Origin of the sequence: Streptomyces sp. NBC_01210, from assembly GCF_036010325.1 — a bacterium.
In the GTDB taxonomy this organism is placed as follows: Bacteria; Actinomycetota; Actinomycetes; order Streptomycetales; family Streptomycetaceae; genus Streptomyces.
The window spans coordinates 3,398,696-3,424,937 of sequence record NZ_CP108549.1; the positions used below are offsets into that span (position 1 = coordinate 3,398,696).

General features: G+C 69.9%; 28 protein-coding genes and 1 tRNA gene. 22 read left to right on the forward strand and 7 right to left on the reverse strand.

What is annotated here, in order from left to right; genetic code table 11:
• Window positions 1-18: 18 nt before the first annotated feature.
• A complete protein-coding gene (locus OG735_RS15255) occupies window positions 19-1,041 on the forward strand; it encodes a cation diffusion facilitator family transporter (protein WP_327323720.1) in 1,023 nt (340 codons plus the stop codon).
• Here the strand turns inward: OG735_RS15255 and OG735_RS15260 are convergent.
• Both OG735_RS15260 and OG735_RS15265 read right to left on the reverse strand, forming a co-directional pair.
• Window positions 1,011-1,790 carry a phosphatase gene (locus OG735_RS15260; RefSeq protein WP_327323721.1) on the reverse strand — a complete coding sequence of 260 codons (780 nt, stop codon included), beginning with the start codon at window positions 1,788-1,790 and terminating at the stop codon, window positions 1,011-1,013. The genes OG735_RS15255 and OG735_RS15260 overlap by 31 nt on opposite strands.
• Before the next feature lie 100 nt (window positions 1,791-1,890).
• On the reverse strand, window positions 1,891-2,484 hold the full coding sequence (locus OG735_RS15265; protein ID WP_327323722.1) for an SACE_7040 family transcriptional regulator: 594 nt from the start codon (window positions 2,482-2,484) through the stop codon (window positions 1,891-1,893).
• A gap of 121 nt (window positions 2,485-2,605) precedes the next feature.
• Between OG735_RS15265 and OG735_RS15270 the strand changes: the two genes are divergently transcribed.
• From OG735_RS15270 to OG735_RS15290, 5 genes are all read left to right on the forward strand, one after another.
• Window positions 2,606-4,222 (forward strand): carboxyl transferase domain-containing protein, encoded by a 1,617-nt coding sequence (locus tag OG735_RS15270; protein ID WP_327323723.1) that lies wholly within the window; start codon window positions 2,606-2,608, stop codon window positions 4,220-4,222.
• Window positions 4,223-4,230: 8 nt separating this feature from the next.
• Window positions 4,231-6,261, forward strand: a complete 2,031-nt coding sequence (locus tag OG735_RS15275) for an acetyl/propionyl/methylcrotonyl-CoA carboxylase subunit alpha (protein WP_327323724.1) — start codon at window positions 4,231-4,233, stop codon at window positions 6,259-6,261.
• Window positions 6,258-7,199, forward strand: a complete 942-nt coding sequence (locus tag OG735_RS15280) for a hydroxymethylglutaryl-CoA lyase (protein WP_327323725.1) — start codon at window positions 6,258-6,260, stop codon at window positions 7,197-7,199. The genes OG735_RS15275 and OG735_RS15280 overlap by 4 nt, the downstream gene beginning before the upstream one ends.
• 2 nt (window positions 7,200-7,201) lie before the next feature.
• Window positions 7,202-8,362 (forward strand): acyl-CoA dehydrogenase family protein, encoded by a 1,161-nt coding sequence (locus OG735_RS15285; RefSeq protein WP_327323726.1) that lies wholly within the window; start codon window positions 7,202-7,204, stop codon window positions 8,360-8,362.
• 219 nt (window positions 8,363-8,581) lie between these two features.
• Window positions 8,582-9,607, forward strand: coding sequence for an ABC transporter substrate-binding protein (locus tag OG735_RS15290; protein ID WP_327323727.1), 1,026 nt, complete (start codon window positions 8,582-8,584; stop codon window positions 9,605-9,607).
• A gap of 70 nt (window positions 9,608-9,677) precedes the next feature.
• Here OG735_RS15290 and OG735_RS15295 read toward each other — a convergent pair whose 3' ends face one another.
• Complete coding sequence (locus tag OG735_RS15295) at window positions 9,678-11,345, reverse strand: beta-N-acetylhexosaminidase (protein WP_442812607.1); 1,668 nt, start codon at window positions 11,343-11,345, stop codon at window positions 9,678-9,680.
• A 146-nt stretch (window positions 11,346-11,491) separates the two neighbouring features.
• Between OG735_RS15295 and OG735_RS15300 the strand changes: the two genes are divergently transcribed.
• From OG735_RS15300 to glmS, 3 genes are all read left to right on the forward strand, one after another.
• Window positions 11,492-12,379 carry a DUF4429 domain-containing protein gene (locus OG735_RS15300; protein ID WP_327323729.1) on the forward strand — a complete coding sequence of 296 codons (888 nt, stop codon included), beginning with the start codon at window positions 11,492-11,494 and terminating at the stop codon, window positions 12,377-12,379.
• Between the two features lie 66 nt (window positions 12,380-12,445).
• Complete coding sequence (locus OG735_RS15305) at window positions 12,446-12,724, forward strand: hypothetical protein (protein ID WP_327323730.1); 279 nt, start codon at window positions 12,446-12,448, stop codon at window positions 12,722-12,724.
• A gap of 45 nt (window positions 12,725-12,769) precedes the next feature.
• Window positions 12,770-14,587: a glutamine--fructose-6-phosphate transaminase (isomerizing) gene (gene glmS / locus OG735_RS15310; protein WP_327328325.1), complete on the forward strand. Its 1,818-nt coding sequence runs from the start codon at window positions 12,770-12,772 to the stop codon at window positions 14,585-14,587.
• Between the two features lie 138 nt (window positions 14,588-14,725).
• Here the strand turns inward: glmS and OG735_RS15315 are convergent, their stop codons facing one another.
• Complete coding sequence (locus OG735_RS15315; RefSeq protein WP_327323731.1) at window positions 14,726-15,298, reverse strand: acetate uptake transporter; 573 nt, start codon at window positions 15,296-15,298, stop codon at window positions 14,726-14,728.
• A gap of 270 nt (window positions 15,299-15,568) precedes the next feature.
• Complete coding sequence (locus tag OG735_RS15320; protein ID WP_327328326.1) at window positions 15,569-16,090, reverse strand: universal stress protein; 522 nt, start codon at window positions 16,088-16,090, stop codon at window positions 15,569-15,571.
• A 355-nt stretch (window positions 16,091-16,445) separates the two neighbouring features.
• Between OG735_RS15320 and OG735_RS15325 the strand changes: the two genes are divergently transcribed.
• The 6 genes from OG735_RS15325 (at window position 16,446) to OG735_RS15350 (ending at window position 20,422) form a co-directional block, all read left to right on the forward strand.
• Window positions 16,446-16,868 (forward strand): hypothetical protein, encoded by a 423-nt coding sequence (locus tag OG735_RS15325; protein WP_327323732.1) that lies wholly within the window; start codon window positions 16,446-16,448, stop codon window positions 16,866-16,868.
• A gap of 386 nt (window positions 16,869-17,254) precedes the next feature.
• Complete coding sequence (locus OG735_RS15330) at window positions 17,255-18,472, forward strand: helix-turn-helix domain-containing protein (RefSeq protein WP_327323733.1); 1,218 nt, start codon at window positions 17,255-17,257, stop codon at window positions 18,470-18,472.
• A 10-nt stretch (window positions 18,473-18,482) separates the two neighbouring features.
• On the forward strand, window positions 18,483-19,085 hold the full coding sequence (gene orn / locus OG735_RS15335; RefSeq protein ID WP_327323734.1) for an oligoribonuclease: 603 nt from the start codon (window positions 18,483-18,485) through the stop codon (window positions 19,083-19,085).
• A gap of 114 nt (window positions 19,086-19,199) precedes the next feature.
• Window positions 19,200-19,272: transfer RNA gene (locus OG735_RS15340), tRNA-His, on the forward strand.
• 312 nt (window positions 19,273-19,584) lie between these two features.
• Window positions 19,585-19,926, forward strand: a complete 342-nt coding sequence (locus OG735_RS15345; protein ID WP_327323735.1) for a hypothetical protein — start codon at window positions 19,585-19,587, stop codon at window positions 19,924-19,926.
• On the forward strand, window positions 19,916-20,422 hold the full coding sequence (locus OG735_RS15350; protein ID WP_327323736.1) for a collagen-like protein: 507 nt from the start codon (window positions 19,916-19,918) through the stop codon (window positions 20,420-20,422). The genes OG735_RS15345 and OG735_RS15350 overlap by 11 nt, the downstream gene beginning before the upstream one ends.
• Window positions 20,423-20,470: 48 nt before the next feature.
• On the opposite strand, the gene OG735_RS15355 is transcribed toward OG735_RS15350, so the two are convergent.
• Complete coding sequence (locus OG735_RS15355) at window positions 20,471-20,641, reverse strand: hypothetical protein (RefSeq protein WP_327323737.1); 171 nt, start codon at window positions 20,639-20,641, stop codon at window positions 20,471-20,473.
• A gap of 260 nt (window positions 20,642-20,901) precedes the next feature.
• Between OG735_RS15355 and OG735_RS15360 the strand changes: the two genes are divergently transcribed.
• From OG735_RS15360 to OG735_RS15385, 7 genes are all read left to right on the forward strand, one after another.
• Window positions 20,902-21,318, forward strand: a complete 417-nt coding sequence (locus tag OG735_RS15360) for an HNH endonuclease signature motif containing protein (RefSeq protein WP_327323738.1) — start codon at window positions 20,902-20,904, stop codon at window positions 21,316-21,318.
• Between the two features lie 194 nt (window positions 21,319-21,512).
• Window positions 21,513-21,716, forward strand: a complete 204-nt coding sequence (locus OG735_RS15365) for a hypothetical protein (RefSeq protein WP_327323739.1) — start codon at window positions 21,513-21,515, stop codon at window positions 21,714-21,716.
• Between the two features lies 1 nt (window position 21,717).
• Window positions 21,718-22,254, forward strand: coding sequence for a DUF6879 family protein (locus OG735_RS15370; RefSeq protein WP_327323740.1), 537 nt, complete (start codon window positions 21,718-21,720; stop codon window positions 22,252-22,254).
• Entirely contained in the window at window positions 22,251-23,090 is an 840-nt protein-coding gene (locus tag OG735_RS15375; RefSeq protein ID WP_327323741.1) for a helix-turn-helix domain-containing protein, read from the forward strand. The genes OG735_RS15370 and OG735_RS15375 overlap by 4 nt, the downstream gene beginning before the upstream one ends.
• A gap of 633 nt (window positions 23,091-23,723) precedes the next feature.
• Window positions 23,724-23,843, forward strand: a complete 120-nt coding sequence (locus tag OG735_RS41930; protein WP_442812431.1) for a DUF7848 domain-containing protein — start codon at window positions 23,724-23,726, stop codon at window positions 23,841-23,843.
• A 131-nt stretch (window positions 23,844-23,974) separates the two neighbouring features.
• Complete coding sequence (locus tag OG735_RS15380) at window positions 23,975-24,403, forward strand: hypothetical protein (protein ID WP_327323742.1); 429 nt, start codon at window positions 23,975-23,977, stop codon at window positions 24,401-24,403.
• 64 nt (window positions 24,404-24,467) lie between these two features.
• Window positions 24,468-24,845 carry a hypothetical protein gene (locus OG735_RS15385; protein ID WP_327323743.1) on the forward strand — a complete coding sequence of 126 codons (378 nt, stop codon included), beginning with the start codon at window positions 24,468-24,470 and terminating at the stop codon, window positions 24,843-24,845.
• 225 nt (window positions 24,846-25,070) lie between these two features.
• On the opposite strand, the gene OG735_RS15390 is transcribed toward OG735_RS15385, so the two are convergent.
• Entirely contained in the window at window positions 25,071-26,120 is a 1,050-nt protein-coding gene (locus OG735_RS15390; protein ID WP_327323744.1) for a LacI family DNA-binding transcriptional regulator, read from the reverse strand.
• Between the last annotated feature and the right edge of the window lie 122 nt (window positions 26,121-26,242).

Consider the following 26,242-nt stretch of genomic DNA (forward strand, 5'->3'; position numbering starts at 1 on the left):
GGACATACGGTCCGGTACATGAGCGAACAGCCTGCGAGCACCGGCGAACAGCCTGCGAGCGCGAGCGATGAGCCTGCGGGCACGAGCGATGAGCCTGCGGGCACAGAAGAGAGCACCTTCACGCTGATCGTCGCGGCGGTGGCGAATCTCGGTATCGCCGTGGCGAAGGCCGTCGCCGGCACGATCAGCGGCTCCAGCGCCATGCTCTCCGAGGCCGCGCACTCGGTGGCCGACACGGTCACCGAGCTGCCGCTGCCCACCGCCCTCAAGCGGAGTGCGAAGCCGGCCGACGAGGACCATCCGCTCGGCTACGGCCCCGAGCGCTACGTCTGGGCGCTGCTCGCCTCCGTCGCGACGTTCGTCGGCGCCGCGGTCTTCTCCGTCTACGACGGCATCCACACGCTCACCCACAGCGCGGAACCCGGCGATCCGCTCGTCTCGTACATCGTGCTCGGCGTCGCCTTCCTGCTGAAGGGCTACTCGCTGCGTACGGGCGTCCGGCAGGTCCGCGCCGAGGCCGCCCGGCCGACGGCGCCGGTCGGCCGCCGTCTGCGGCCGACCCCCGACACCGCGGTCAAGGCCGTCGCCGTGGAGGACACCGCGGCGCTCGCCGGTCTGCTGCTCGCAGCCGGCGGCCTGCTCGGCGGGCAGCTGACCGGCTCCCGCGTCTGGGACGGTGTGGCGTCGGTCCTGATCGGCGTGCTGCTGGTCTACGTGGCCTGGGTGCTGGGACGCGGCAACGCCCGGCTGCTGATCGGCCGCCCGCTCCCCGAGCCGATGCGCGAAGCCGTACGGGAGGAGATCCTCACCGTTCCGCACATCGTGGACGTACTGGAGCTGACCACGCTCGTCCAGGGCCCGGCCGAGATCCTGATCGCCGCGAAGGTCGACTTCCGGGACGCCTCGAGCGCCCGGCAGATCGAGTGGGCGTGCGAGGAGGCGGAGGAGCAGCTGCGGGAGCGCTTCCCCGCGATCCGGCGCGTGTATCTGGATCCGACACCGGGCCTCGGTCAGGAGAGGCCGGCCGCGTCCAGCAGGTAGGCGGTCATCGGGTCGTAGAAGCGCGGATCGGTGACATGGTCGTCGAGCGGGACGGTCACCTGGAGGGTGCCTTCCGCCTCGCCGATGAACAGCGCCGGGTCGTTGCTGTCCGCGTATCCGACGGAGTCGAGACCGCGCTGCCCCGCGCACCCGGCCCAGCCGTGGTCGGCCACCACCAGATCGGGCAGCTCGCGGCCCTCCCGCTCGAGCCCGTCGAGGATCGCGGCCATGGGCGCCGGTGAGTGCGTGTGCCACAGGGTCGCGCCACGCTCCAGCATCGCGACGTCCGCGAACTGGAAGACCATGCCCTCGTCGGCCGTCAGCCCGCCCGGAATCCGTACGATCTCGCAGCCGGCGGCCCGCAGCGCGTCGGCCGTCTGCCGGTGCACATCCAGGAGCCCACCCGGGTGACCGGTCGCGAAGAGCACCCGCTGCCGGCCGGCGACGGCCTTGCGCAGCCGGGCAGCCATCCGCTCCAGGGCGTCGACGGTGAGCTCCGGGTCGATGGTGTCCTGGCCCTGCCGGTGCCCGGGATCGTCGCTGACGCCGCACCGCTCGGCCATCACGGCCAGCACGTCCTGCTCGTCGGTCCAGCGGTCGCCGAGCTCAAGGCCGAGCCAGTAGTGCCGGTCGCCGTTGGCGAGCTTGCGGTAGTGGGAGAGGTTGTTGTCTCGGGGGGTGGCGACGTCTCCGGCGATGTGTGAGCGGACGAGGTGGTCGACAAGGGCGGCGCGGCTGGGTATCGGCATGAGCACCATTGTGCCGTCAGGTACGTGCAGCGTGCCGGGCATCCCGAACGCTGGACGCACCCGGCCGATGATCTGCGGCGGCCGCGCGCGGCGCGGGCCTTCAGCCCGTCAGCGACGCGAACGCCCCGTGCGCCAGGCGCCGCAGCAGTGTCTCCGTCGCCGCCCGGCCGGGCAGGCCGCTGCCGTACGAGCCGAGGTGCGGCGTCGAGTTGAGCAGGCCGAACACCGCGTGGACCGCCGCCCGCGCCTCCGCCTCGGGGACTTCCGGATGCAGTTCCCGTACCGCGGCGACCCACAACTCGACGTACTGCCGCTGCAGCTGCCGCACCAGCTTGCGGTCGCTGTCGCGCAGCCGGTCCAGCTCACGGTCGTGCAGGGTGATCAGCGGTCGGTCGTCGAGAGCGAAGTCGATGTGCCCGTCGATGAGGGAGGCGAGCAGCACCTCGGGGTCGGCCTCGGCCTCCTCCACCCGCAGCCGGCCGCCGCTCAGCAGCCGTTCGCTGATGCCCACCAGCAGTTCGGCGAGCATGGCGTCCTTGCCCGCGAAGTGGCGGTACAGCCCGGGTCCGCTGATGCCGACAGCCGCCCCTATCTCGTCAACGCCGACGCCGTGGAAGCCGCGCTCGGCGAAGAGGCGGGCGGCCTCCTTGAGGATCTGCTCGCGGCGCTTCGGCGCATCCGTCCTGGTGGTCATGGCATTGATTCTAGACAAGCCTGTTAGCGCTCGTTAACCTGGAGGAAACGCGTTAACGCTCATTAACTGATCCTCGTACGGAAGCGACAACGGAGTCGTACGGGCAAGGGGGCTCAAGACGATGCAGCAGGCACCCGTGCTGGCGAGCGCGGCAGATCCCGCCTCGGCGGCCTGGCAGGCCAACGAGGCGGCGCACCAGGAGCTCGCCGACGGCCTGCGCGGCCGACTGGCGGCGGCCCGCCTCGGCGGCGGCGAGAAGGCCCGCGCCCGGCACACGGCGCGCGGGAAGCTGCTGCCGCGCGACCGCGTGGACACCCTCCTCGACCCGGGCTCGCCCTTCCTGGAGCTCGCCCCGCTCGCGGCGGAGGGGATGTACGACGGCCAGGCCCCGGCCGCCGGAGTGATCGCCGGGATCGGGCGGGTCAGCGGCCGCGAGGTGGTCGTCGTCGCCAATGACGCCACGGTCAAGGGCGGCACGTACTACCCGATGACGGTGAAGAAGCACCTCCGCGCCCAGGAAGTGGCTCTGGAGAACCGTCTGCCCTGTGTGTATCTGGTGGACTCGGGCGGCGCCTTCCTGCCCATGCAGGACGAGGTCTTCCCCGACCGCGAGCACTTCGGGCGGATCTTCTACAACCAGGCGCGGATGTCCGGCGCCGGCATCCCGCAGATCGCGGCGGTCCTCGGCTCCTGCACGGCCGGCGGGGCGTACGTCCCGGCGATGAGCGACGAAGCGGTCATCGTGCGGGGCCAGGGCACGATCTTCCTCGGCGGCCCGCCGCTGGTGAAGGCCGCGACCGGCGAGGTGGTCACGGCGGAGGAGCTGGGCGGCGGCGAGGTCCACTCCCGGATCTCCGGCGTCACCGACCATCTCGCGGAGGACGACGCGCACGCGCTGCGGATCGTACGGAACATCGTGGCGACGCTCCCCGAGCGCGGCCCGCTCCCCTGGTCGGTCGAGCCGGCCGAGGAGCCCAAGGTGGACCCCGCCGGGCTGTACGGCGCGGTGCCGGTCGACTCCCGCACCCCCTATGACGCACGCGAAGTGATCGCCCGGATCGTGGACGGCTCCCGGTTCGCGGAGTTCAAGTCGGAGTTCGGCACGACGCTGATCACCGGCTTCGCCCGGATCCACGGCCATCCGGTCGGCATCGTCGCCAACAACGGCATCCTGTTCTCCGAATCCGCCCAGAAGGGCGCGCACTTCATCGAGCTGTGCGACCAGCGCGGTATCCCGCTGCTCTTCCTGCAGAACATCTCGGGCTTCATGGTCGGCCGGGACTACGAGGCGGGCGGTATCGCCAAGCACGGCGCCAAGATGGTCACGGCCGTGGCCTGCACCCGGGTGCCGAAGCTGACGGTCGTCGTCGGCGGCTCGTACGGCGCGGGGAACTACTCGATGTGCGGCCGGGCGTATTCGCCGCGCTTTCTGTGGATGTGGCCGAACGCCAAGATCTCGGTGATGGGCGGCGAGCAGGCCGCTTCGGTGCTGGCGACGGTCAAGCGCGACCAGCTCGAAGGGCGGGGCGACGTGTGGCCCGCCGCCGAGGAGGAGGCCTTCAAGGAGCCGATCCGCGCGCAGTACGAGCAGCAGGGCAACGCCTACTACGCCACGGCACGGCTGTGGGACGACGGCGTGATCGACCCGCTGGAGACCCGGCAGGTGCTGGGTCTGGCCCTGACCGCGTGTGCCAACGCCCCGCTGGGTGAGCCCGGCTTCGGCGTCTTCCGGATGTGAGGACCTCCATGTTCAGCACTGTCCTGGTCGCCAACCGAGGCGAGATCGCGGTACGGGTCATCCGCACCCTGCGCGCGATGGGCATCCGATCGGTCGCCGTCTTCAGCGACGCGGACGCGGACGCACGGCATGTACGGGAGGCGGACACGGCGGTCCGTATCGGCCCGGCGCCCGCGGCCGAGAGCTATCTCTGTGTGGAGCGCCTGCTGGAGGCCGCGGCCCGGACCGGCGCCGAGGCGGTCCACCCGGGCTACGGCTTCCTCGCCGAGAACGCGGGCTTCGCGCAGGCCTGCGCCGACGCCGGCCTGGTCTTCATCGGCCCGCCCGCCTCGGCGATCTCGCTGATGGGCGACAAGATCCGCGCCAAGGAGACGGTGCAGGCGGCGGGCGTCCCGGTGGTGCCGGGCTCGTCCGGTTCGGGACTGACGGACGATCAACTGGCGGCTGCCGCCCGTGAGATCGGAATGCCGGTGCTGCTGAAGCCATCGGCGGGCGGCGGCGGCAAGGGCATGCGGCTCACCCGGGTGGAATCGGCGCTGCTCGAGGAGATCGCGTCGGCCCGCCGTGAGGCCCGTGCCTCCTTCGGCGACGACACCCTCCTTGTGGAGCGGTGGATCGACCGGCCCCGGCATATCGAGATCCAGGTCCTGGCGGACGGCCACGGCCATGTGGTCCACCTCGGCGAGCGCGAGTGCTCGTTGCAGCGCCGCCACCAGAAGATCATCGAGGAGGCGCCGAGCGTCCTGCTGGACGAGAAGACCCGCGCCGCGATGGGCGAGGCCGCGGTCCAGGCGGCCCGCTCGTGCGGCTACCGGGGCGCGGGCACGGTGGAGTTCATCGTCCCTGGCCATGACCCGTCCGCGTACTACTTCATGGAGATGAACACCCGCCTCCAGGTCGAGCACCCGGTGACGGAGCTCATCACCGGCCTGGACCTGGTCGAGTGGCAACTGCGGGTCGCGGCGGGCGAGCAACTGCCCTTCGCGCAGGAGGACATCAGCCTCACGGGCCATGCGGTCGAGGCCCGTGTCTGCGCGGAGGACCCCGCACGCGGCTTCCTGCCCTCGGGCGGCACGGTCCTCGCGCTGCACGAGCCGCAGGGCGACGGGGTGCGCACCGACTCGGGCCTGGCCGAGGGCACGGAGGTCGGCAGCCTGTACGACCCGATGCTGTCGAAGGTCATCGCGTACGGCCCGGACCGCCCGACCGCCCTGCGCAGACTGCGCGCGGCTCTCGCGGACACGGTCACCCTCGGCGTCCCGACGAACGCGGGCTTCCTGCGCCGTCTGCTGGCCCACGGGTCGGTGGTCTCCGGCGACCTGGACACGGGCCTGGTGGAGCGCGAGGCGGACGACCTGGTCCCGGAAGGTGTCCCGGACGAGGTGTACGCGGCGGCCGCGGCGGTACGACTGGCCGGGCTGAGTCCGCGGCGGGGTGCGGGCTGGGTGGACCCCTTCTCGGTGTCGAACGCCTGGCGCCTGGGCGGCACCCCCGCCTGGACGGTCCATGACTTCCGTATCCCTGGCCGCGACCCGGTGCATGTGCGCACGCGCGCGGTGGCCGGAACCACGGAGATCGCGCTCGGCGAAGCCGCGGCGGCGGCCGGTGCGGAGCTGCCCGGCCGGGGGGCCGGCATCCGCCTTGTCGCGCTCGAGCCCGGCCGGGTGACGATCGAACTCGACGGCGTCACCCACACCTTCACCCACGCCCCCTCCCCGGAGGGGACCTGGCTCGGCCAGGACGGCGACAGCTGGCACGTCCTGGACCACGACCCGGTCGAGGCCTCCCTGAGCGGCGCCGCGCACGCCGGCGCCGACACCCTGGCCGCACCGATGCCGGGCACCGTCACCGTGGTGAAGGTCGCCGTCGGGGACGAGGTCGACGCGGGCCAGAGTCTGCTGGTCGTCGAGGCGATGAAGATGGAACACGTCATCTCCGCCCCGCACGCCGGCACCGTCACCGAGCTGGACGTCACACCCGGCTCGACCGTCGCCATGGACCAGATCCTGGCGGTCGTCACCCCGAGGGAGGACGCATGACCGACGGGCTGCCCATGGCCGTTCCCGTGCAGGATCTGCCGCCCCGCGTCCGTATCCACGAGGTCGGCGCCCGCGACGGGCTGCAGAACGAGAAAACGGTCGTTCCGACCGAGGTCAAGGCCGAGTTCATCCACCGGCTCGCCGACGCCGGTCTGACGACGATCGAGGCGACCAGCTTCGTCCACCCCAAGTGGGTGCCCCAACTCGCCGACGCCGAGCAGCTGTTCCCGCTGCTCGGCGACATCGAAGGCGTCGCGCTGCCCGTCCTCGTACCGAACGAACGCGGGCTCGAGCGGGCAACGGCCCTCGGTGCGCGCCGGATCGCCGTGTTCGGATCGGCGACCGAGACCTTCGCGCAGCGCAATCTCAACCGCACCGTCGGCGAGTCGCTCGCCATGTTCGAGCCGGTCGTCGCCAAGGCCCGCGCCGACAAGATCCATGTCCGCGGCTATCTCTCCATGTGCTTCGGCGACCCGTGGGAGGGCCCGGTCCCGGTCCACCAGGTCGTCCGGGTCGCCAAGCAGCTGATGGACCTCGGCTGCGACGAACTGAGTCTCGGCGACACCATCGGCGTGGCCACGCCCGGCCATGTGCAGAGCCTGCTCGCCGAGCTCAACGAGGAGGGCGTGCCCACCTCGGCGATCGGCGTGCACTTCCACGACACCTACGGGCAGGCCCTCTCCAACACCTTCGCCGCGCTCCAGCACGGTGTGACCACCGTGGACGCCTCCGCGGGCGGCCTCGGCGGCTGCCCGTACGCGAAGAGCGCGACCGGAAACCTCGCCACCGAAGACCTCGTGTGGATGCTCGACGGCCTCGGCATCGAATCCGGGGTCGACCTCGGCCGGCTCACCGCCACCAGCGCGTGGATGGCCGAACAGCTGGGCCGTCCAAGCCCCTCCCGCACCGTGCGTGCCCTCTCCCACAAGGAGTCGTAGCAATGTCGCTCGACCATCGCCTCACCCCTGAACACGAGGAACTGCGCCGCACCGTCGAGGCGTTCGCGCACGACGTCGTCGCACCGAAGATCGGCGACTTCTACGAGCGCCATGAGTTCCCGTACGAGATCGTCCGCGAGATGGGCCGGATGGGCCTGTTCGGACTGCCCTTCCCCGAGGAGTACGGCGGCATGGGCGGCGACTATCTCGCCCTCGGCATCGCCCTCGAGGAGCTGGCGCGCGTCGACTCGTCCGTCGCGATCACGCTCGAGGCGGGCGTCTCGCTGGGCGCGATGCCGGTCTACCGCTTCGGCACGGAGGAGCAGAAGCAGGAGTGGCTGCCGCGGCTCTGCTCGGGCGAGCTGCTCGGCGCGTTCGGGCTGACCGAGCCCGGCGCCGGCTCGGACGCGGGGGGCACAAGGACGACGGCCGTCCGGGACGGCGACGAGTGGGTCATCAACGGCTCCAAGTGCTTCATCACCAACTCCGGTACGGACATCACGGGCCTGGTGACCGTCACGGCGGTCACCGGCCGCACGCCCGACGGCAAGCCGCTGATCTCCTCGATCATCGTCCCGTCCGGCACTCCCGGCTTCACCGTCGCCGCGCCCTACTCCAAGGTCGGGTGGAACGCCTCGGACACCCGCGAACTGTCCTTCGACGACGTCCGGGTGCCGCTCGCCAACCTGCTCGGCGAGGAGGGCCGCGGATACGCCCAGTTCCTGCGGATCCTCGACGAGGGCCGGATCGCCATCTCGGCGCTGGCGACCGGGCTCGCGCAGGGCTGTGTGGACGAGTCCGTGAAGTACGCCAAGGAGCGACACGCCTTCGGAAGGCCAATCGGCGCCAACCAGGCGATCCAGTTCAAGATCGCCGACATGGAGATGCGGGCGCATATGGCCCGGGTCGGCTGGCGGGACGCGGCCTCGCGTCTCGTCCAGGGTGAGCCGTTCAAGAAGGAGGCGGCGCTGGCGAAGCTGTACTCGTCGACCGTCGCCGTCGACAACGCCCGCGAGGCCACCCAGATCCATGGCGGCTACGGCTTCATGAACGAGTACCCGGTGGCCAGGATGTGGCGGGACTCCAAGATCCTGGAGATCGGCGAGGGCACGAGCGAGGTCCAGCGGATGCTGATCGCACGGGAGTTGGGCCTGTCCGGCTGACGCGCGCGTGAACGGGGGGCAGCCCGGAAAGGGTCGCCCCCCGTTCTCGTTCGGGCCGCCTTCGGACCGGCTGCGGGCCGCCTTTCGGGGTCCGGTCTGCGCATCGGGCCTCGATGTGCGCATCGCGGCAGACGCCCGCTGGACAGAAGATAAGGTTAGGCTAACCTACCTTTCGAACTGCCAGTGGCCGAACCGGCACGCACGAAAACGGACATCATCATGCCCAACGCCCGTCCTTCCCGTCTCACCCGTCGCGGCGTGCTCGCCGCGGGCAGCGCCCTCGGGCTCGGCATCGCGCTCGCCGCCTGCGGCAAGAGCGACGACAAGGGCGGCTCGGGCAAGGCCGCCGAGAAGTCCGGCCCCTGGTCCTTCAAGGACGACCGCGGCACGAACGTCCAGTTGAAGACGACCCCGAGGAACATCGTCGCGTTCATCGGCACCGCCGCGGCCCTGTACGACTACGGCGTCGAGGTCAAGGGCGTCTTCGGCCCGACCAAGGGCAAGGACGACAAGCCCGACGTCCAGGCCGGCGACCTCGACATCAACAAGGTCGAGATCATCGGCAATGTCTACGGCGAGTTCAAGATCGAGCAGTACGCGGCCCTGAGCCCCGAGCTGCTGATCACCAACATGTGGGCCAAGGACGACCCGTGGTACGTCCCGCCGCAGTCCAAGGACAAGATCATGAAGCTGGCTCCCAGCGTTCTGCTGTGGGCGGCCGGAACCACCATGCAGAAGGCGCTGCAGCGCCACGCCGAGCTCGCCGAGTCCCTCGGCGGTGACGTCAAGGGCAAGCAGGCCGCTGCCGCCAAGGCCCGCTTCGAGAAGGCCGCGGCCCGGCTGCGCGCGGCCGCCAAGGCCAAGCCGGACATCAAGGTGCTCATCGGCTCCGCCAGCCAGGACCTCTTCTACGTCTCCGTGCCGAAGATGTCCGCCGACACCCTGTACTTCCAGGAGCTGGGCGTGAGGTTCGTCGAGCCGAAGGCGAACGCCCAGGGCTTCTTCGAGGAGCTCAGCTGGGAGAACGTCGGCAAGTACGGCGCCGACATCATCATCATGGACAACCGCTCCTCGGCCCTGCAGCCCGCCGCACTCACCTCCAAGCCGACCTGGGCCGAGCTGCCCGCGGTCAAGGCCGAACAGGTCTTCCCGCGCGTCACCGAGCCCATCTACTCGTACGACAAGTGCGCGCCGATCCTCGAGGACCTGGCCAAGGCCATCGAGACGGCGAAGAAGGTCGCCTGACCATGACGACCACCCAGCCCCGCCGGCGATTGAGGCGCAGGGCCCCGGGGCGGAGTCCCGGGGGTCGGGCTCAGGCCGAAGGCCAGGGCACCTGCGGCGAGCGGTAGAAGTCGATCCCGAGCGCCGCCATCCTCGGCCCCTGCGCCGCCAACCGCACCTTGTACGCCTCCCAGTCATGCGTGGACGCCGGCGACCACCCCAGCTCCGCAACCCCCGGCAGCCTCGGGAAGGCCATGAACTCGATGTGGTCGCTGGTGGAGATCGTCTCCGACCAGAGCGGCGCCTCGACACCCGCGACCGCGGATCCGGGCGCGCCCGGCAGATACGTCGCCGGGTCCCAGTCGTAGGAGCGCCGCACCTCCACAAAGCCGGCCCAGTCCAGGCCGAGCGGCGTGTCCTTGTTGTACTTCATATCGAGGTAGACCCGGTCGGCGGGCGACAGGATCAGCCCGGTGCCGTTCCGCGCCGCCCGCGCGACCTGCGCCTTCTCGGCGTCGCTCGTGCCGTCCAGGCCCCAGTACTGGGCGAGCGCTCCCTTCGCCGGTGTGGCGCCGGTCAGCTGATGCCAGCCGACCACGGTCTTCCCGTACTTGGCGACGATCGGCTGCACCTTGTCCATGAACGCCACATAGTCGGCGTGGCTGGTGGAGTGGGCCTCGTCGCCGCCGATGTGGAGGTATCTGCCGGGGGTGAGCGCCGCCAGCTCACGTACCACGTCGTCCACGAAGTTGTACGTCACGGGCTTGGGCACGCACAGCGAGCTGAAGCCGACGTCGGTGCCGGTGTAGAGGGGCGGCGCGATGCCGGAGCAGTTCAGCTCGGCGTACGAGGCGAGCGCCGCGTTGGTGTGTCCCGGCATGTCGATCTCGGGGACGACCTCCAGATAGCGCGAGGCGGCGTGGCCGAGGATCTCCTGGTAGTCCTTCTTGGTGTAGTGGCCGCCGTGTCCGCCGCCGACCTGGGTGGAGCCGCCGTACGTGGCGAGACGCGGCCAGGAGTCGATGGCGATCCGCCAGCCCTGGTCGTCGGAGAGATGCAGATGCAGTTTGTTGATCTTGTAGAGCGCCAGCTGGTCGATATAGCGCTTGACCTGGTCGACGGTGAAGAAGTGCCGTGAGACATCGAGCATCGCGCCTCGGTAGGCGTACCTCGGGGTGTCGGTGATGGTGCCGCCCGCGACCTTCCACGGCACCTGCTGTCTGCTGTCCTTCTCCACCGAGGCCGGCAGCAGCTGCCGCAGCGTCTGGACGGCGTGGAAGAGCCCGGCGGGCTTGTGGGCGGTGAGGGTGAGCGAGCCGCGCGTGGACTCCAGCCGGTAGCCCTCCTCACCCAGGCCCTGGTCCCGGGGGCTCAACCGCAGCTGGATGCCGCCGGGGAGGTGGTCGTCGGTGACGGGCAGGGCGTAGCCGGTGGAGGGCCGCAGGATCCGGGCGAGGTACGTGCCGATCTGCCGTGCCTCGCGGGAGTGGTCGTCGACGCGGATACGGGTCCACGGGGTGAGGGTGTACGGCGCTCCGCCCGGCTGCACGGAGGCGGGCGCGGGGACGATCCGGCCGAGCGGGCGGACGGCGGGAGCCGGTTCCGCACCCGCGGGCACGGCCCCGACGGTGGAGATCCCTGCCGCCACGACGAGCAGCAGCGAACCGAACAGACGGGGGAACGTTCTGGGCTGTCTCACAGGCTGGGTCCCTTCGACGGGCGTCGCAACTGTGGTGCTGAGCAACCGAACGGCAGTCATCATGCGTACCGCGAGCCCCAACTCCGGTCAAGGTGTGGACCACACTGCGCATCCCCCGGACCCGGCAGGAATCACCTGGGCCGGGGTCCTCGCCAACTCGCCCTGGGCGAACCCACGTACGCCCACGCCGGTGCGAGAATCCCCGCATGGCGGAAATCATCCAGAAGGACGGCACGTGGACCTTCGACGGGGACACGGTGCGCATCGTGCCCGGCAGCGACAAAGGCGTGAGCCTGCTGCGGAAGACCCTCGGTGAAGTCGCCGTACCCCTGGCGGCGCTCGCCGGGATCTCCTTCGAGCCGGGCAAGAAGTCGGGACGGCTGCGGCTGCGGCTGCGCAACGGCGCCGACCCGCTCCTTCAGATCACCGGCGGCAAGCTGGAGGACGGCTCCGACCCCTACCGGCTGACGGTGGAGAACGACCGGACCGGCGTCGCCGAGTACTTCGTCGACGCCGTGCGCAACGCCCTGCTGCTCGACCAGGTGGAGACCAGCCCTGTCACCGGCTATCTGCTGCCCGGGCCCGCTCTCCCGATCACCGTCGGCGCGGGCGACGGCACCGCCACCTTCGACGGGGAGCGGATCCGGCTGGACTGGAACTGGAAGACCGAGGAGTCCAAGTCCTCGGTCGGCCCGCGCACGCTCGCGCTCGAGGATGTGGAATCGGTGGAGTGGCTGCCCTCCGTCGGCCTGGAGAACGGCTATCTGCGCTTCGCCGTGACCAAGGCCCCGACGAAGGCCCCGCCCAAGTACGACCCGCACGCCGTGGAGCTGTGGGGCTTCCGCAAGGACCCGCTGATGGCGCTGGTCGCGGCGGCCGTGGTGGCCCGTATGCCGCATCCGTACGCCCCGGCGCCCGTCGACACTCCCCCGCGGCTCGCGCCGGGCGCACCCGCACCCGCCGCCACGCCGTCCGGCGACGATCATGACGCGCTGCTGCGCCGACTGCGTGAACTGGGTGAGCTGCATCAGGCTGGGATACTGACGGACGACGAGTTCGCGACCGCCAAACAGGCCGTTCTGAAGCGCCTCTGAGTGACATCTGCCCGGAATCGGGCAGGATTCTTGCAAACACCGTAGGTCACCCAGCAATATCTACGGGTGCTCGAACGCCGCCCATCGTCACACGACGAACTCATCGACCACCTGGTGCGCAGCACCGCGCTCCAGCGCGGTGAGGCAGCCCGGGTGGTACTCGACGTGCTGGCGTACTTCGACGAGAAGACCGAAGAATTCGTCCGCCGCCGCCACCGCGAGCTGCAGTCCGGTGGTCTGGCGAACACGGAGATCTTCGAGCGGATCGCGGCCGAACTGCCGCACCGCGCCGTGGCGCCGCCGGAGCTCTCGCTCCGCCAGCTGCGCCGCATCGTCTACGGCTGACCGGTCGGCCGGGCACACCACTGACCCATGGAGGGGAAAGACTTTATGTGCGGAATTGTCGGTTACATCGGCAAGCGTGATGTGGCACCGCTGCTGCTGGAAGGCCTGCAGCGGCTGGAGTACCGGGGTTACGACTCCGCGGGCATCGTGATCACCAGCCCCAAGACCGCCGGGCTGAAGATGGTCAAGGCCAAGGGCCGGGTCCGTGACCTGGAGGCCCGTGTCCCCAAGCGCTTCGCCGGCACCACCGGCATCGCCCACACCCGTTGGGCCACCCACGGCGCCCCGAGCGACGAGAACGCACACCCCCACCTCGACCCCGAGAACAAGGTCGCGATCGTCCACAACGGCATCATCGACAACGCCTCCGAGCTGCGCGCCAAGCTCGTCGCCGACGGCGTCGTCTTCCTCTCCGAGACGGACACCGAGGTCCTGACCCACCTCATCGCCCGCTCCCAGGCGGAGACCCTGGAGGAGAAGGTCCGCCAGTCGCTGAAGCTGGTCGAGGGCACCTACGGCGTCGCCGTGATGCACGCCGACTTCAACGACCGCATCGTCGTCGCCCGCAACGGCTCCCCGGTCGTCCTCGGCATCGGCGAGAAGGAGATGTTCGTCGCCTCCGACGTCGCCGCGCTGGTCGCCCACACCCGCCAGATCGTCACCCTCGACGACGGCGAGATGGCCACCCTCAAGGCCGACGACTTCCGCACGTACACCACCGAGGGTTCGCGCACGACGGCCACGCCGACCACCGTGGAGTGGGAGGCCGAGTCGTACGACATGGGCGGCCATGACACGTACATGCACAAGGAGATCTCCGAGCAGGCCGACGCCGTGGACCGCGTGCTGCGCGGCCGCATCGACGACCGGTTCTCCACCGTGCACCTGGGCGGCCTGAACCTGGACGCGCGTGAGGCACGCGGCGTGCGCCGGATCAAGATCCTCGGCTGCGGCACCTCGTACCACGCCGGCATGATCGGCGCCGGGCTGATCGAAGGCCTCGCCCGCATCCCCGCGGACGCCGAGCCGGCCTCCGAGTTCCGCTACCGCAACCCGGTCGTGGACCCCGACACCCTCTACATCGCGGTCTCCCAGTCGGGTGAGACGTACGACGTGCTCGCCGCCGTCCAGGAGCTCAAGCGCAAGGGCGCGCGCGTCCTCGGCGTGGTGAATGTCGTCGGCTCGGCGATCGCCCGCGAGGCCGACGGCGGTGTGTACGTCCACGCCGGTCCCGAGGTCTGCGTCGTCTCCACCAAGTGCTTCACCAACACGGTGGTCGCCTTCGCGCTGCTGGCGCTGCACCTCGGCCGCATCCGCGACCTCTCCGTGACCGACGGCAAGCGGATCATCGAGGGCCTGCGCAAGCTGCCCGAGCAGATCAGCGAGATCCTCGAGTCCGAGGCAGACATCAAGAAGCTGGCCGAGGAGTACGCGGGCGCCAAGTCGATGATGTTCATCGGCCGGGTGCGCGGCTACCCGGTGGCGCTGGAGGCCTCCCTGAAGCTCAAGGAGATCTCCTACATCCACGCCGAGGCGTACCCGGCCTCGGAGCTCAAGCACGGCCCGCTGGCGCTGATCGAGCCGGCGCTGCCGACGGTCGCGATCGTCCCGGACGACGACCTGCTGGAGAAGAACCGCGCGGCCCTGGAGGAGATCAAGGCCCGCAGCGGCAAGATCCTCGCCGTCGCGCACCGCGAGCAGGAGAAGGCCGACCACACCATCGTCGTGCCGAAGAACGAGCACGAGTTGGACCCGATCCTGATGGGCATCCCGCTCCAGCTGTTCGCGTACCACACGGCGCTGGCCATGGGCCGTGACATCGACAAGCCGCGCAACCTGGCGAAGTCCGTCACGGTCGAGTAGTAGAGCCGAGCGCCCGGGGATACGGCCCCGGGACGCAGCCGGACACAGGCGGTCCCCCCGCGCGTTGCCACCGATACGCGCGGGGGGACCGCCTTTTCGTAAGCCGGTGCAGCCCTAGAGCACCGGCTTGTGGCTGCCTCAGCCGGTGGCCGTCACTCCCCGGCCGGCAGCGCGTCCCGAGAACGTGGGCCACTTGGCGAGTGCGGCCGTCGCGCCGTACCAGGCCGCCAGACCCGCGACCGAGCCGACCCAGCCGCCCGCCTTCGCCAGCCCGTCGTTCTCCGCGAACGAGGCGATGCCGAGCAGCAGCAGCGAGACGAACAGCAGCCCGTACACGCCCTGTCCGAACATTCCGCTCCCCGCGGACGCGGCTGTCAGGGTCAGCGCGAGCAGCGCCCACAGCAGCAGGAAGAGACCTGCCGCCTCGGCGGAGACCTCGGTGCCGACGCCGGTGCCCCAGGTGAACCAGAAGGCGCCGAGGCCCGAGAACGCCGTGCCCGTACCGGCGTTGCCCGCGCGGAACTCGAGCAGGCCGACTATGAACAGTGCGACGCCGCCGACCCAGGTGGCGAGTGAGGAGGCATCAGCCGCGGCGACATTGTCGATCACACCGGTGTTGCCGACGCCGAATGCCAGCAGGGTCAGTCCGAGCGCGAGATGGCCGAGAGTCGAAGTAGAAGTAGCGCTTCCCGCAGAGACGTCGTTGTCCACGGCGGGCTCCCTTCGTGTCCTGTGCAGTTGTGCTGCTACCCAGCGACCGCTATGTACCCTTCACAAGCGCACAATCCACCTCTACGCACCAGTAGATTTCCGTTCGCGCAGAGGGATTTGACGCCGCTTCACCTGCACCGAAGCCGCGATTACGAGACAGCCACGACTGGGCGTACGCGGGATAACGTCGATCTACGGGATCGCGGAACACCGGTTACGGGACATCAGTTACGGGATATCGGTCACTGGATATCGGTTACGGAATGCGGATCACGGGATCACGATGACCGGACGCTGCGCGCGCCGCGCCAGCCGTCCCGCCACCGAACCGAAGATGCGCCCGACGATGCCGTGCGTGGAGCCGACCACGATCGCGTCGGCCGAATACTCCTTGCCGACCTCTTCGAGCTCATGGCAGATGTCGCCGCCGCGCTCGACCAGGATCCACGGCACCTCGGTGAGATAGTCCGCGCAGGCCAGCTCCAGACCGAGCACCTCGGTGCGGTGATCGGGGACGTCCACGAAGACCGGGGGCTCACAGCCCGCCCAGACGGTGGTCGGCAGCCGATTGGCGACATGCACGATGATCAGGCCCGAGCCGGATCGTCTCGCCATTCCGATGGCGTACGCGAGCGCCCGCTCACTGGAGGTCGATCCGTCGAAGCCGACGACGACTCCGTGCCGGAAGGCTGGATCGCAGGAATGACATGTCTCTTCTGCCGCTTGCAGATCCGACAGGGGGTCGGCTACCTGCTTGCGGTCCGCGGGTTCGGGGATTTCGTGACCGGCCATCGGTGTCTCGGCGAAGAAGGTCCTCTTGAGAGGGATCGTCAAGGGAGGGTGCGTCGGTTGGCATGGCGGCGGAGCTGTGTCCGGGAATCATCTTCCCAACCCCATACCCCCAAGGGTACGGCGACACTCCTCTCCTGCCCAGAGCCTGCCCGCCCATACGCGGCGTTCCAGGGAGCATGCCCGAGCCCGCCCCGGAGCGCAATGCCGCTTGGTGTATACAGCCGTCTACACCCCGCTACCGGCGCCCGCAGGCGTCTCCGGCGTCCATAGGTGCATACGGACGTCGGTCCCAGTGACCGGAAGGCTCCGCTCCTCGTTGGCACCTCGGTCACCCCGCCGCCTCCAGGGAGCTTCCGTGCCCGCACGACCGTCCGCCCCGGCCCCCGCACCCTCCCCGACCCGTCAGCACGGACGGCGCCGGGCGCCGCGCCGGGCGCCGGACGCGACCGCCGCGCCGGCCGAACACGCTTCGCGTTCCTCACACCCGTGGTCGTCCTCGTGCGAGTCGGCGAGCCAGGTGGTCCGCTGGGCGGCGTTCAGCTGTCTGCTGGTCCCTGTCGTACTGGTCGTGTACGGCACCTCCGTCGGCGGGGCAGCCGCCGCGGCCCTCGGCCTCGCCGCCGTGACCGCCGCCTGCCGGGTGCTGCTGCGCCAGTCCGAGCGCAGCGCGGCCCGCGCCCGCGCGGCCGAATCGACACCGGCCCGCCGGAAACGCGCCAGGACCGCCCCGGGGGCCCGGAGCCGTCGGCACGGGGCGGGAAGTACGCCCGGAGACTGACGGGTTCACACACTCGGACCCATACGTTTTCAGCCAACTTCGCGCCTGTAGCCTCCTCTTGGCGAAATGGCCTGCCAACCCCCTTGCCACCAGGGAAGAAAGGACCATTCGCGGCCCGCGCACCCTACGGGGACGGGCCATGCATGCGATGCACACTTCCCTGCGCGGCCCACGAGTGGAACGCTTCGTGATCGAATGCTTCGCGCCAAGTTGCCAAGTCGACATAGCGGGGCATGCCGAACTTGTCACGGCGGCGCCACGGGACGCAGTAGATTCGATCATGAGTATCTAAGGCTGGGGACTCGTGCAAAACCGAGGGGAAACGTGCAGGAGCGAGAGGCCCGAAACGAACGGGGAGACGCGAACACCGAGGGGGGCTTAGCGTCATGAGTCAGGACTCCGCCGCACCGGAGGTGGCACGTAAGCTCTCCGGGCGCCGGCGCCGGGAAGTCGTCGCAGTGCTGCTGTTCAGCGGCGGCCCCATTTTTGAAAGTTCCATCCCACTCTCGGTGTTCGGAATTGACCGTCAGGACGCCGGAGTTCCCCGTTATCGGCTGCTTGTCTGCGGTGGCGAGGAGGGCCCGCTGCGGACCACCGGCGGGCTGGAACTGACCGCGCCGTACGGCCTGGAGGCGATAGGGAGAGCAGGCACCGTCGTCGTGCCGGCCTGGCGGTCGATCACGTCACCGCCACCGGTCGAGGCGCTCGACGCCTTGCGCAGAGCGCACGAGGAGGGAGCCAGAATCGTCGGACTGTGCACTGGTGCATTCGTACTCGCCGCGGCCGGTCTGCTCGATGGCCGACCGGCGACCACGCACTGGATGTACGCGCCGACACTCGCCAAGCGGTATCCGTCCGTCCATGTGGATCCGCGCGAGCTCTTCGTCGACGACGGCGATGTGCTCACCTCCGCGGGCACGGCGGCCGGAATCGATCTCTGCCTGCACATCGTGCGTACGGATCACGGCACCGAGGCGGCCGGGGCACTGGCCCGCCGGCTGGTCGTGCCGCCGCGGCGCAGTGGCGGGCAGGAGCGCTATCTGGACAGGTCTTTACCAGAGGAAATCGGGTCGGACCCGCTGGCTGAGGTCGTTTCGTGGGCACTGGAGCATCTCCATGAACAGTTCGACGTGGAGACTCTTGCCGCGCGGGCGTACATGAGCCGACGGACGTTCGACCGGCGATTCCGCTCGCTCACCGGCAGCGCGCCGCTGCAATGGCTGATCACCCAGCGGGTGCTGCAGGCCCAGCGGCTGCTCGAGACCTCCGACTACTCGGTCGACGAGGTCGCGGGCCGCTGCGGCTTCCGCTCCCCGGTGGCCCTGCGTGGCCATTTCCGGCGCCAGCTGGGCTCATCCCCGGCCGCGTACCGGGCCGCCTACCGGGTGCGCCGTCCGCAGAGCGAGTCCGCCCCGGCCCCGGTGGTGGAGCCGGTCCTGCCGGCGCAGGCCTCGCCGCAGGCCAGACGTGCGGCCGCGGCGACGGGACCGTCCGGTCCTGCCGCCGTCTCGGCCGCGCCGCCGGAGCTCAGCAAGACCAGTTCCGAGGCGTACGCGACAGGTCACGGCCGTCCGAGCCTGCCCGGCCAGCGGAGTGCGCCATAAGGTAGGACGCATGAACGATCGCATGGTGTGGATCGACTGCGAGATGACCGGGCTCTCGTTGACGGAAGACGCACTCATCGAGGTGGCCGCACTGGTCACCGACTCGGAACTGAACGTGCTCGGTGAAGGGGTGGACATTGTGATCCGCCCGCCGGACGCTGCGCTGGAGACGATGCCCGAGGTGGTGCGGCAGATGCACACCGCCTCGGGCCTCCTCGAGGAGCTCGCGGGCGGTACCACGCTCGCGGACGCCGAGGCGCAGGTCCTGGCGTACGTACGCGAGCACGTCAAGGAGCCCGGCAAGGCCCCGCTGTGCGGAAACTCGGTCGGTACCGACCGCGGCTTCCTGCTGCGAGACATGCCGACGCTGGAGGACTACCTCCACTACCGGATCGTCGATGTCTCCTCGGTCAAGGAACTGGCTCGCCGCTGGTTCCCGAGGGCGTACTTCAACAGTCCGGAGAAGAACGGCAACCACCGGGCGCTGGCGGACATCCGCGAATCCATCGCGGAGCTGCGCTACTACCGTGAGGCGGTCTTCGTACCGCAGCCCGGACCCGACTCGGACACCGCGAAGGCGATCGCGGCGAAGCACGTTCTGCCAGTGGAGTGAGGCGGGCCTGACGCGGACGTGAGTCCCGCGTCAGGCCCGCAACAACCCGGGCGCGAGCACCCTCCCCGACCCTGTACACTTTTTCTCGGCCGGTCGGGAGAAAGACCGGTCGTGGTGGGTATAGCTCAGCTGGTAGAGCACCTGGTTGTGGTCCAGGATGTCGCGGGTTCGAGTCCCGTTACTCACCCTGAATGATCAAGGCCCGACCTGTGAGAACAGGTCGGGCCTTCGTCATGTCCGAAACTTTGGGAACACTGAGGGCACTACGCGGTTCAAGGCCCCCGTTGAGGCGCACGGCGGACAGTGGCCGCATGGCTGGGTTCGCCGGCATGGTTCGTTGAGGAGCCGGCAGTGCCCGGCGACGTCCCGCTCGACAGCTACGCGACCTACGGACTGGGTGCATGCCGAGAGACAGGCGAGAAGGACACCGAGGCCCCGGAGAAGTGGGCGCGGCGGCCTGCCGACCCGGCTCGGCACGCGCCTGGACGGCAAGGTCTCGATGGACCGGTACCAGCTGGAGCAGCTGGCCCGCGACAAGGCGATCAAGCTGATCATGGAGCCGGTCAAGGGCATCGAGGAGGCGCGGATCCGCCGGGAGGAAGCGCAGCGGATTGCTGACCGGCGGGCGGCTGACCGTCGTCTCGTCTTTGCCGCGCTGATCGCCTCGGTGCTGCTGCCCCTGCTGACCGTGTATCTCTCGTCGCAGGGGCTGGAGCGTGACGCGACACAAGAGCGAAGGTTCGGCACGCTTCCGCACCGACGTGGCGTTCACTGTCATCGCGGCGCTGTGCCTTGCTGGGTTCGCGTTCCTCGTCATCACGACGCAGGGCATGGCGCATGATCTGCGCACCGCGAATGAGGCGAGGGATGCGCTCGCCCGGCAGGTGCAGCAGCTGGGCGGCACGCCTGTCGCGGGGAAGCCGGGCAGCCGCGGTGAGCCCGGCCTCGCCGGACAGCGCGGCGAGAAGGGCCACCAGGGCGAGCCGGGCCCGATTGGACCCACCGGATCCATTGGTCCGTCCGGCCAGCCGGGAGACGACGGCACGAACGGCATCAGCCAGACCGGTGTCCCCGGCAGTCCGGGCGCCGACGGCCAGTCGGTTGTCGGCCCGCAGGGTGAGACTGGCCCGCAAGGTCAGCCCGGTGCCGACGGTCACGACGGGGCTGACGGCAAGGACGGCGCAGACGGCCAGGCGTGCCCAGCCGGCCACTCGTGGCAGGCGCCAGCTGACGATTCGGATGCGCTGGTGTGCCGCAACGATGGTGCGCCCCCGCCGAGGGAGAAGCCCGGCCTGTTGTCCCTCGGCCTGGGTCCGACCCGCCGCCAATACCCCTGATACGAACGCCCCCTGTTCACCCTTCGGGGAGGGCAGGGGGCGCTTTCGTCATGCCCGGGTGCGTCGCTGCCAGCAGAGGTACGCGCCGATGGCGAGGAGTCCGGTGATGACGAGGTTCCCGATCAGCGTGGGTGTGTCGCCTCCCTTACTGATGGCGGTGAAGCCGCCGAGCGCGAGCGCTCCGAGGATGATGGCGAGGATGGTCCAGAACGCTTTCACGGCGGCCCCCAAGGCGTGCGGAATGTGGGCCACAAGGTAGCGGCTGACATGCCACCCGGCTCCCCCTCGCGCGACCGGGGGCAACCCGTGCGTCGAGGCGCCACCGAATCCGTGCGTCTGGCGCCCTCGCCGAGGGGCCGGGCGTCGCTGTACGGTGCGCGCATGTCCCCGGACAGACCGTCGCTCCCCGCGGCTCTACGCCGAGCCGTGCTCGAAGAGTCCGGATACGCGTGCGCCGTGCCCAGTTGCCGCATGACCCGGTGGAAATCGCTCACATCGAGCCATGGTCGAAGGTCCAACAGCACACCTTCGACAACCTGATCGCGCTCTGTCCGAACCACCACACCAGGTTCGACACCGAGAAGCGGATTCCAGCAGCGTCGGTGCACCGGTGGAAGGCGAACCTCGCTGTCCTCAACGGTCGGTACAGCGACCTTGAGCGCCGACTCCTCGAAGAGGCTGCGAATGCGCCCCAGAACGCGATGTGGCCCATTCACCGGAGTCTGTTCCTCCTGATCCGGAACCTTCTCGCCGACGACATGATCGGGAGGGTGGCGAATCACGGGCAGCCCGGGATCGTCCTCAACAACCAGCCTGTGGAGATCTTCGTGGCACTCACCCCAAAGGGCCGGGAGTTCGTCCGGCGATGGCAGGACGCCGAGCCGCTCGGCGAATGATCGCCGACTCGAGACGGCACGATGCCACGGACAGCCCCGCACCACCTTTCCCGCGGGGCCGGGTGCTGCGTCGTCTCCGGGTTGCGCGCAACGGCCCGGCGAGCGGGCTCCGTCAGCAATCTCGCGCAACTCCCCGCAGTCGCTCTGCCATTGGCAGCATGCTGAGACTCCGACCAGCGAGAACGGAGCACACCATGACGCTCAAGTTCATCGGCACGACCTCGGAGCACGGCAACTGCCCCACGCTGTATGAGGTCGAGGAGACCGGCGACATCGTCGTCCAGGGCGACCAGCTGACCGACCCCGAGCACCTAGCGCAGCTGCGCGATGTCGGCGAGCATGAGACGTTCGTCGTCATTCCCCGTGCACTGCTGACCCGCTTCACCCCCAAGGAGTGACGTGCCCGCCCTGATCCCGTTCGAGGAGATCGCCCACCTCTTCTCGGAGTTCGAGCACACCGCGTTCCGGTTGGAGACCCGCCGCGGCTACGTCTCCGACCGGCAGGGCGCCCGCTTCCAGGCGTTCATGCGAGGCATCGACCCGCCGCCGGAGCCGGGCCACCCGTGGAACGTCAACGTGCGCGAGAAGGCCGAGCAGGGCGCCACGTTCTCCCGCGTGCGGATCATCGACGAGCCGCCCACGGATGGGCAGCGGTTCCTTATGGCAACCGCGGCGGGCAACGTCGCGGCGGGCGAGGACATTCGCGTCGTGCCCCGGTCCGAGGCTAAGCGGCTGGGGCTCCCGGACTTCGACCTGTGGCTGTTCGACTCCCGCACCCTGGTCCGCATGCACATCGACGACACCGACACCACGATCGGCGTCGAGCTGGTCGACGACCCGGCGCAGGTGCTCGCCGCCTGTCGGGCGCGTGATGCAGCGTGGCCTCTCGCTGTCCCTACTGCTGAGGTGTGGGCGGAGGTACGTTCGTCTGTGTGAGCACGGACTTTCAGAGCGCGAGGGTCGCCCTCGGCGCGCGCCTTCGGGAGCTGCGCGCCGAGGCGGGCTTCACCGGCAAGGACTTGGCCGAGCAGCTCGGCTGGCAGCGGTCAAAGGTGTCGCGCCTGGAGAACGGCAAGCAGACGGCAACCGCGGAAGACCTCACGGCGTGGGCAGGCGCCACGGCCCCGGGCCAGGCGGCCGATCTGGAGAGCCGCCGCCGTGGCCTGGAGTCGCAGCAACGCTCATGGCGCCGGCAACTCGCCGCCGGACACCGCTCGGTGCAGGACCGCTACGTCGTCGAGTACCGCAGCACATCCACGGTGCGCGGCTACGAGGCGACCGTCATCCCGGGCCTGTTCCAGACTCCGGACTACGCCCGGCATCTGCTGATCCAGAACGCTGCGCTGATGCGGTCGCCCCGCGACACGGAGGAAGCGGTGCACGCCCGCATGCGGCGGCAAGAGGTGCTGTACGAGGTGCGCAAGCTGTTCCGAGTCCTCGTGTGGGAGGGGGCTCTGCACGCACTGATCTGCCCCCGCGAGGTGATGGCCGGGCAGCTCGATCGGCTCGTCGGGCTGATCGGCATGAGCACGGTGGAGCTGGGCATCGTGCCTCTCGGTGCGATGCTGCCGCTGACCCCGAAGCACGGCTTCTGGATCTTCGACGAGGAGCGCGTCATCGTCGAGACGATCAACACGGAGTTGTCGTACGAGACGGCCGACGAGGTGGAGTTGTACGGGCGGGTGTGGGACGGGCTGAACGAGGCGGCGGCGTACGGGCCGAAGGCACACCGGCTGATCGCGCGGGCCCGGGCTATGGTCCTGCCCGCCTGAGCAACCGCGTCAAACCGGCCGAGCCCCCCGCGCAATCCCGCACAATCGGCAGGCGCCCGCTCGCCTGCTGTTCCTACGGTCCTGGTCATGGACTCACGAACCCGCCCCTCGGGGGCCTCCGAAGCGGGACCGTCCGGCTGGTGCCACTGGCACAAGGGACCGTCCGGTACAGCCATAGTTGTCCAGGCCCATGAGCGGCAGTCCGGCCCCCCGGTCCCGGTGTCGGCGTGCGCTCCGTGCCGTGAGCAGCACAGGCTGACGCCACTGGCGCTCGGGTCATGAAGCCCACCACCACCCCGGGTCGCGTCGTCGCGGTACCGAGAAGCGCTGCACCCTCAAGCCCGGCCATCGCGGCGAGCACTTCCACGCGTACAGACGCACGGCGTGGCCGAACCGGGGACCCGAGCCACAGTGAGCGTCGCGACTGTGGACGCGAAGGCGCCGGCGTGCCGGATCGGCGAGTGCGGCGAGTGCCCCGGGAATCGCATCGTACGACTCGCCGGCGCCCGGGTATGGGAGAAGCCGATCGAGGAACTGCGGTGTAAGTGCCCCTGCCACAGGACGAGGGGCCGCCGCTCATGACTCCCGTTCGTGGCCACCGACGGCGGTACGGCTCGGCCGGGGCTGTAGGCCATGGCGCACACGGGCCGGAACACGGATCACCGCTCATTCCGGGCGACGACGACGGCCTTCTTCCGCACCATCCCCGCTCCCGGCAACCCACTGCACCACGAGCCGAACGGCAACTACTAAGACCCCGCCTCGGCCGATAACTCCGGCCAGGAGACCGCGGCCGAGGCAGTGACGGGCCCCCTGAAGGCCCGGCACGTGCACGACGGCGTGAGGGGAGGCCTCGCGCCGAGGACGCACCCAAGGAGCATCGCATGACCGCTCTCGCAACTGAACATGTCACCGGGCGCCAGCTCGTCAGCGCCGAACTCTTCGAACGGCTCACCGACTTCTGCGCCGACGAGTACGGCCTCGAGCGCGGCGTCGCCGAACGTGTGATGGATGAGGGCCTCGCGTTCCTCGACGTCATGGGGCGCACCGGCGAGAGCCTGTCGCCCTCGAAGACCGTTGACCCGGCGTGGCACACGTTCATGCTGCACAGCCCCGAGTACACCGAGTGGTGCCTGAGCCGCTATGGCCGGTACATCCACCACGCCCCGAACTCCCGGTACCGGGACAAGGCGGCGATGGTCGACGTCGTCGCGAAGATCCGGGCGGCCGGCTACCCGGTCGACGAGTCCCTGTGGGGCATCAGGGCGAACTGCAACGAGCCGACTTGCTGCGGCGACGGCCCCTGCTGCTGACCTGATCCTCGCGCGCGGTCGTCGTGAGGCGGCCGCGCGCCACTCAGAGAACGGAACTGACGCCGTGGCACCCGCGCTTCTCTCCACCTGCAGCCGCATCACGCTCTTCCCGCTGGAGGACCTGACCGTCGCGTACACCACGCAGTCGAGCGACTCCCGCGGTCTCGGGGATGTCGCCATCGTCGGCGTCATCGAGTCGGACAGCGCGACCGGTGAGCACCTGTGGCGGCTGGCCGCGAGCATGTACACCAACCCGCCCACCGGCCAGACGCAGGCCCGGTGGATCCTCACCCAATGCACCAGGGCCCGCACCGTCAGGGCGACCTCGCACCGTGATCTGCCTGACGCGAAGTGGACCGGCGACCTGACGGGCGAGTTCCACCTCGACGCCCTCTTTGCCAACCACGCCATCCTGCGCACGGGTCGTCTCACCATCGAGTGACGGCTCAGTCAACCCGGCCGCCCCGGTCTGCCTGCGTCCCCCCTCGCGGACAGGCCGCGGCTCTCCCTCTGCCGAGAAACATCAGCCGCGTCGCGACGGACGGGCCCGTCTCCCCCGTAGAGCAGGAGTCGGGGTTCTACTCATGAGGGCATCCCGATGCGGTTGGCGCTCTCATGCCGGACCGGCGTGGGATCCCTGTCTGCGTGTGATCTCTGTCCGCGTGGTCTACGACGACTCGCGTACGACCAGCTCCGTCGGGAGCACGATTTGAGGTCGCTCCGCCGAGCCGCTCTTTATCTCCTGGAGCAGCACCCGGGCCATCGTGCGGCCCATCTCCTCGATCGGCTGACGCACGCTGGTGAGCGCCGGATCCATATGGCGGGCCACCGCCGAGTCGTCGAAGCCGACGAGCGCCACATCGTCCGGTATCCGGCGGCCCGCCTCGCGCAGCACATGACGCGCGCCCGCCGCCATCACGTCCGAGGCCGCGAAGACAGCGTCCACGTGCGGGCAGCGCTCCAGGAGCTCCCGCATCGCGCGGCGGCCGCCCTCCTCCGTGAAGTCGGCGGGTGCCGTCAGCCGGGCCTCGGGGACCTGGCCCGCCGCCTCCAGGGCCGCGCGGTAGCCGTCGAGACGGCACTGGGCGCCGTACACATCGAGGCGTCCGGTGATCGTCCCGATGGTGCGACGGCCGCGCGCCAGCAGGTGGGCGACCGCACTCCGCGCGCCCTCGAAGTTGTCGGAGTCGACCGCGGCGAGGGTCTCCCGCTCGGACCTGCGGCCGCTGATGACGGCCGGGATGGAGAGCTGCTCCAGCATGTCGGGGATCGGATCGTCGGCGTGCACCGAAACCAGCAGGACGCCGTCCACACGGTGCGCGGCCAGATATGTGGCCAGCCGGCGGCGCTCGCGGTCGCTGCCGGCCAGTGTGAGCAGCAGCTGCATCTCCGTGTCGGCGAGGGCCGCGCCGACGCCACGGACCATGTCGGAGAAGTACGGCTCGGCGAAGAACCGGTCCTCCGGCTCCGGGACGACGAGCGCGATCGCGTCGGTGCGGTTGGCGGCGAGCGCGCGGGCGGCGCGATTGGGTACGTAACCGAGTTCGGCGACGGCGGCCTCGACGGCGGCACGGGTGCGGTCGCTGACCCGTGGCGAGCCGTTGATCACTCGGGAGACCGTGCCCCGGCCGACTCCGGCGCGGGCAGCCACCTCTTCGAGGGTGGGCCTGCCCGTACGCCGCCCGCCGTTCCGCGTGCGGATGGTCCGAGACACCATGTCGCCTCCCCAGGCTTCCCGGGCTTCCCGGGCTTCCCGGGCCGAGAACATTACGCGTCGGGTGCCTTGACACCCCCTCAGGGAGCCGCGACCCTTCAACACATCACATATGGGAGCGCTCC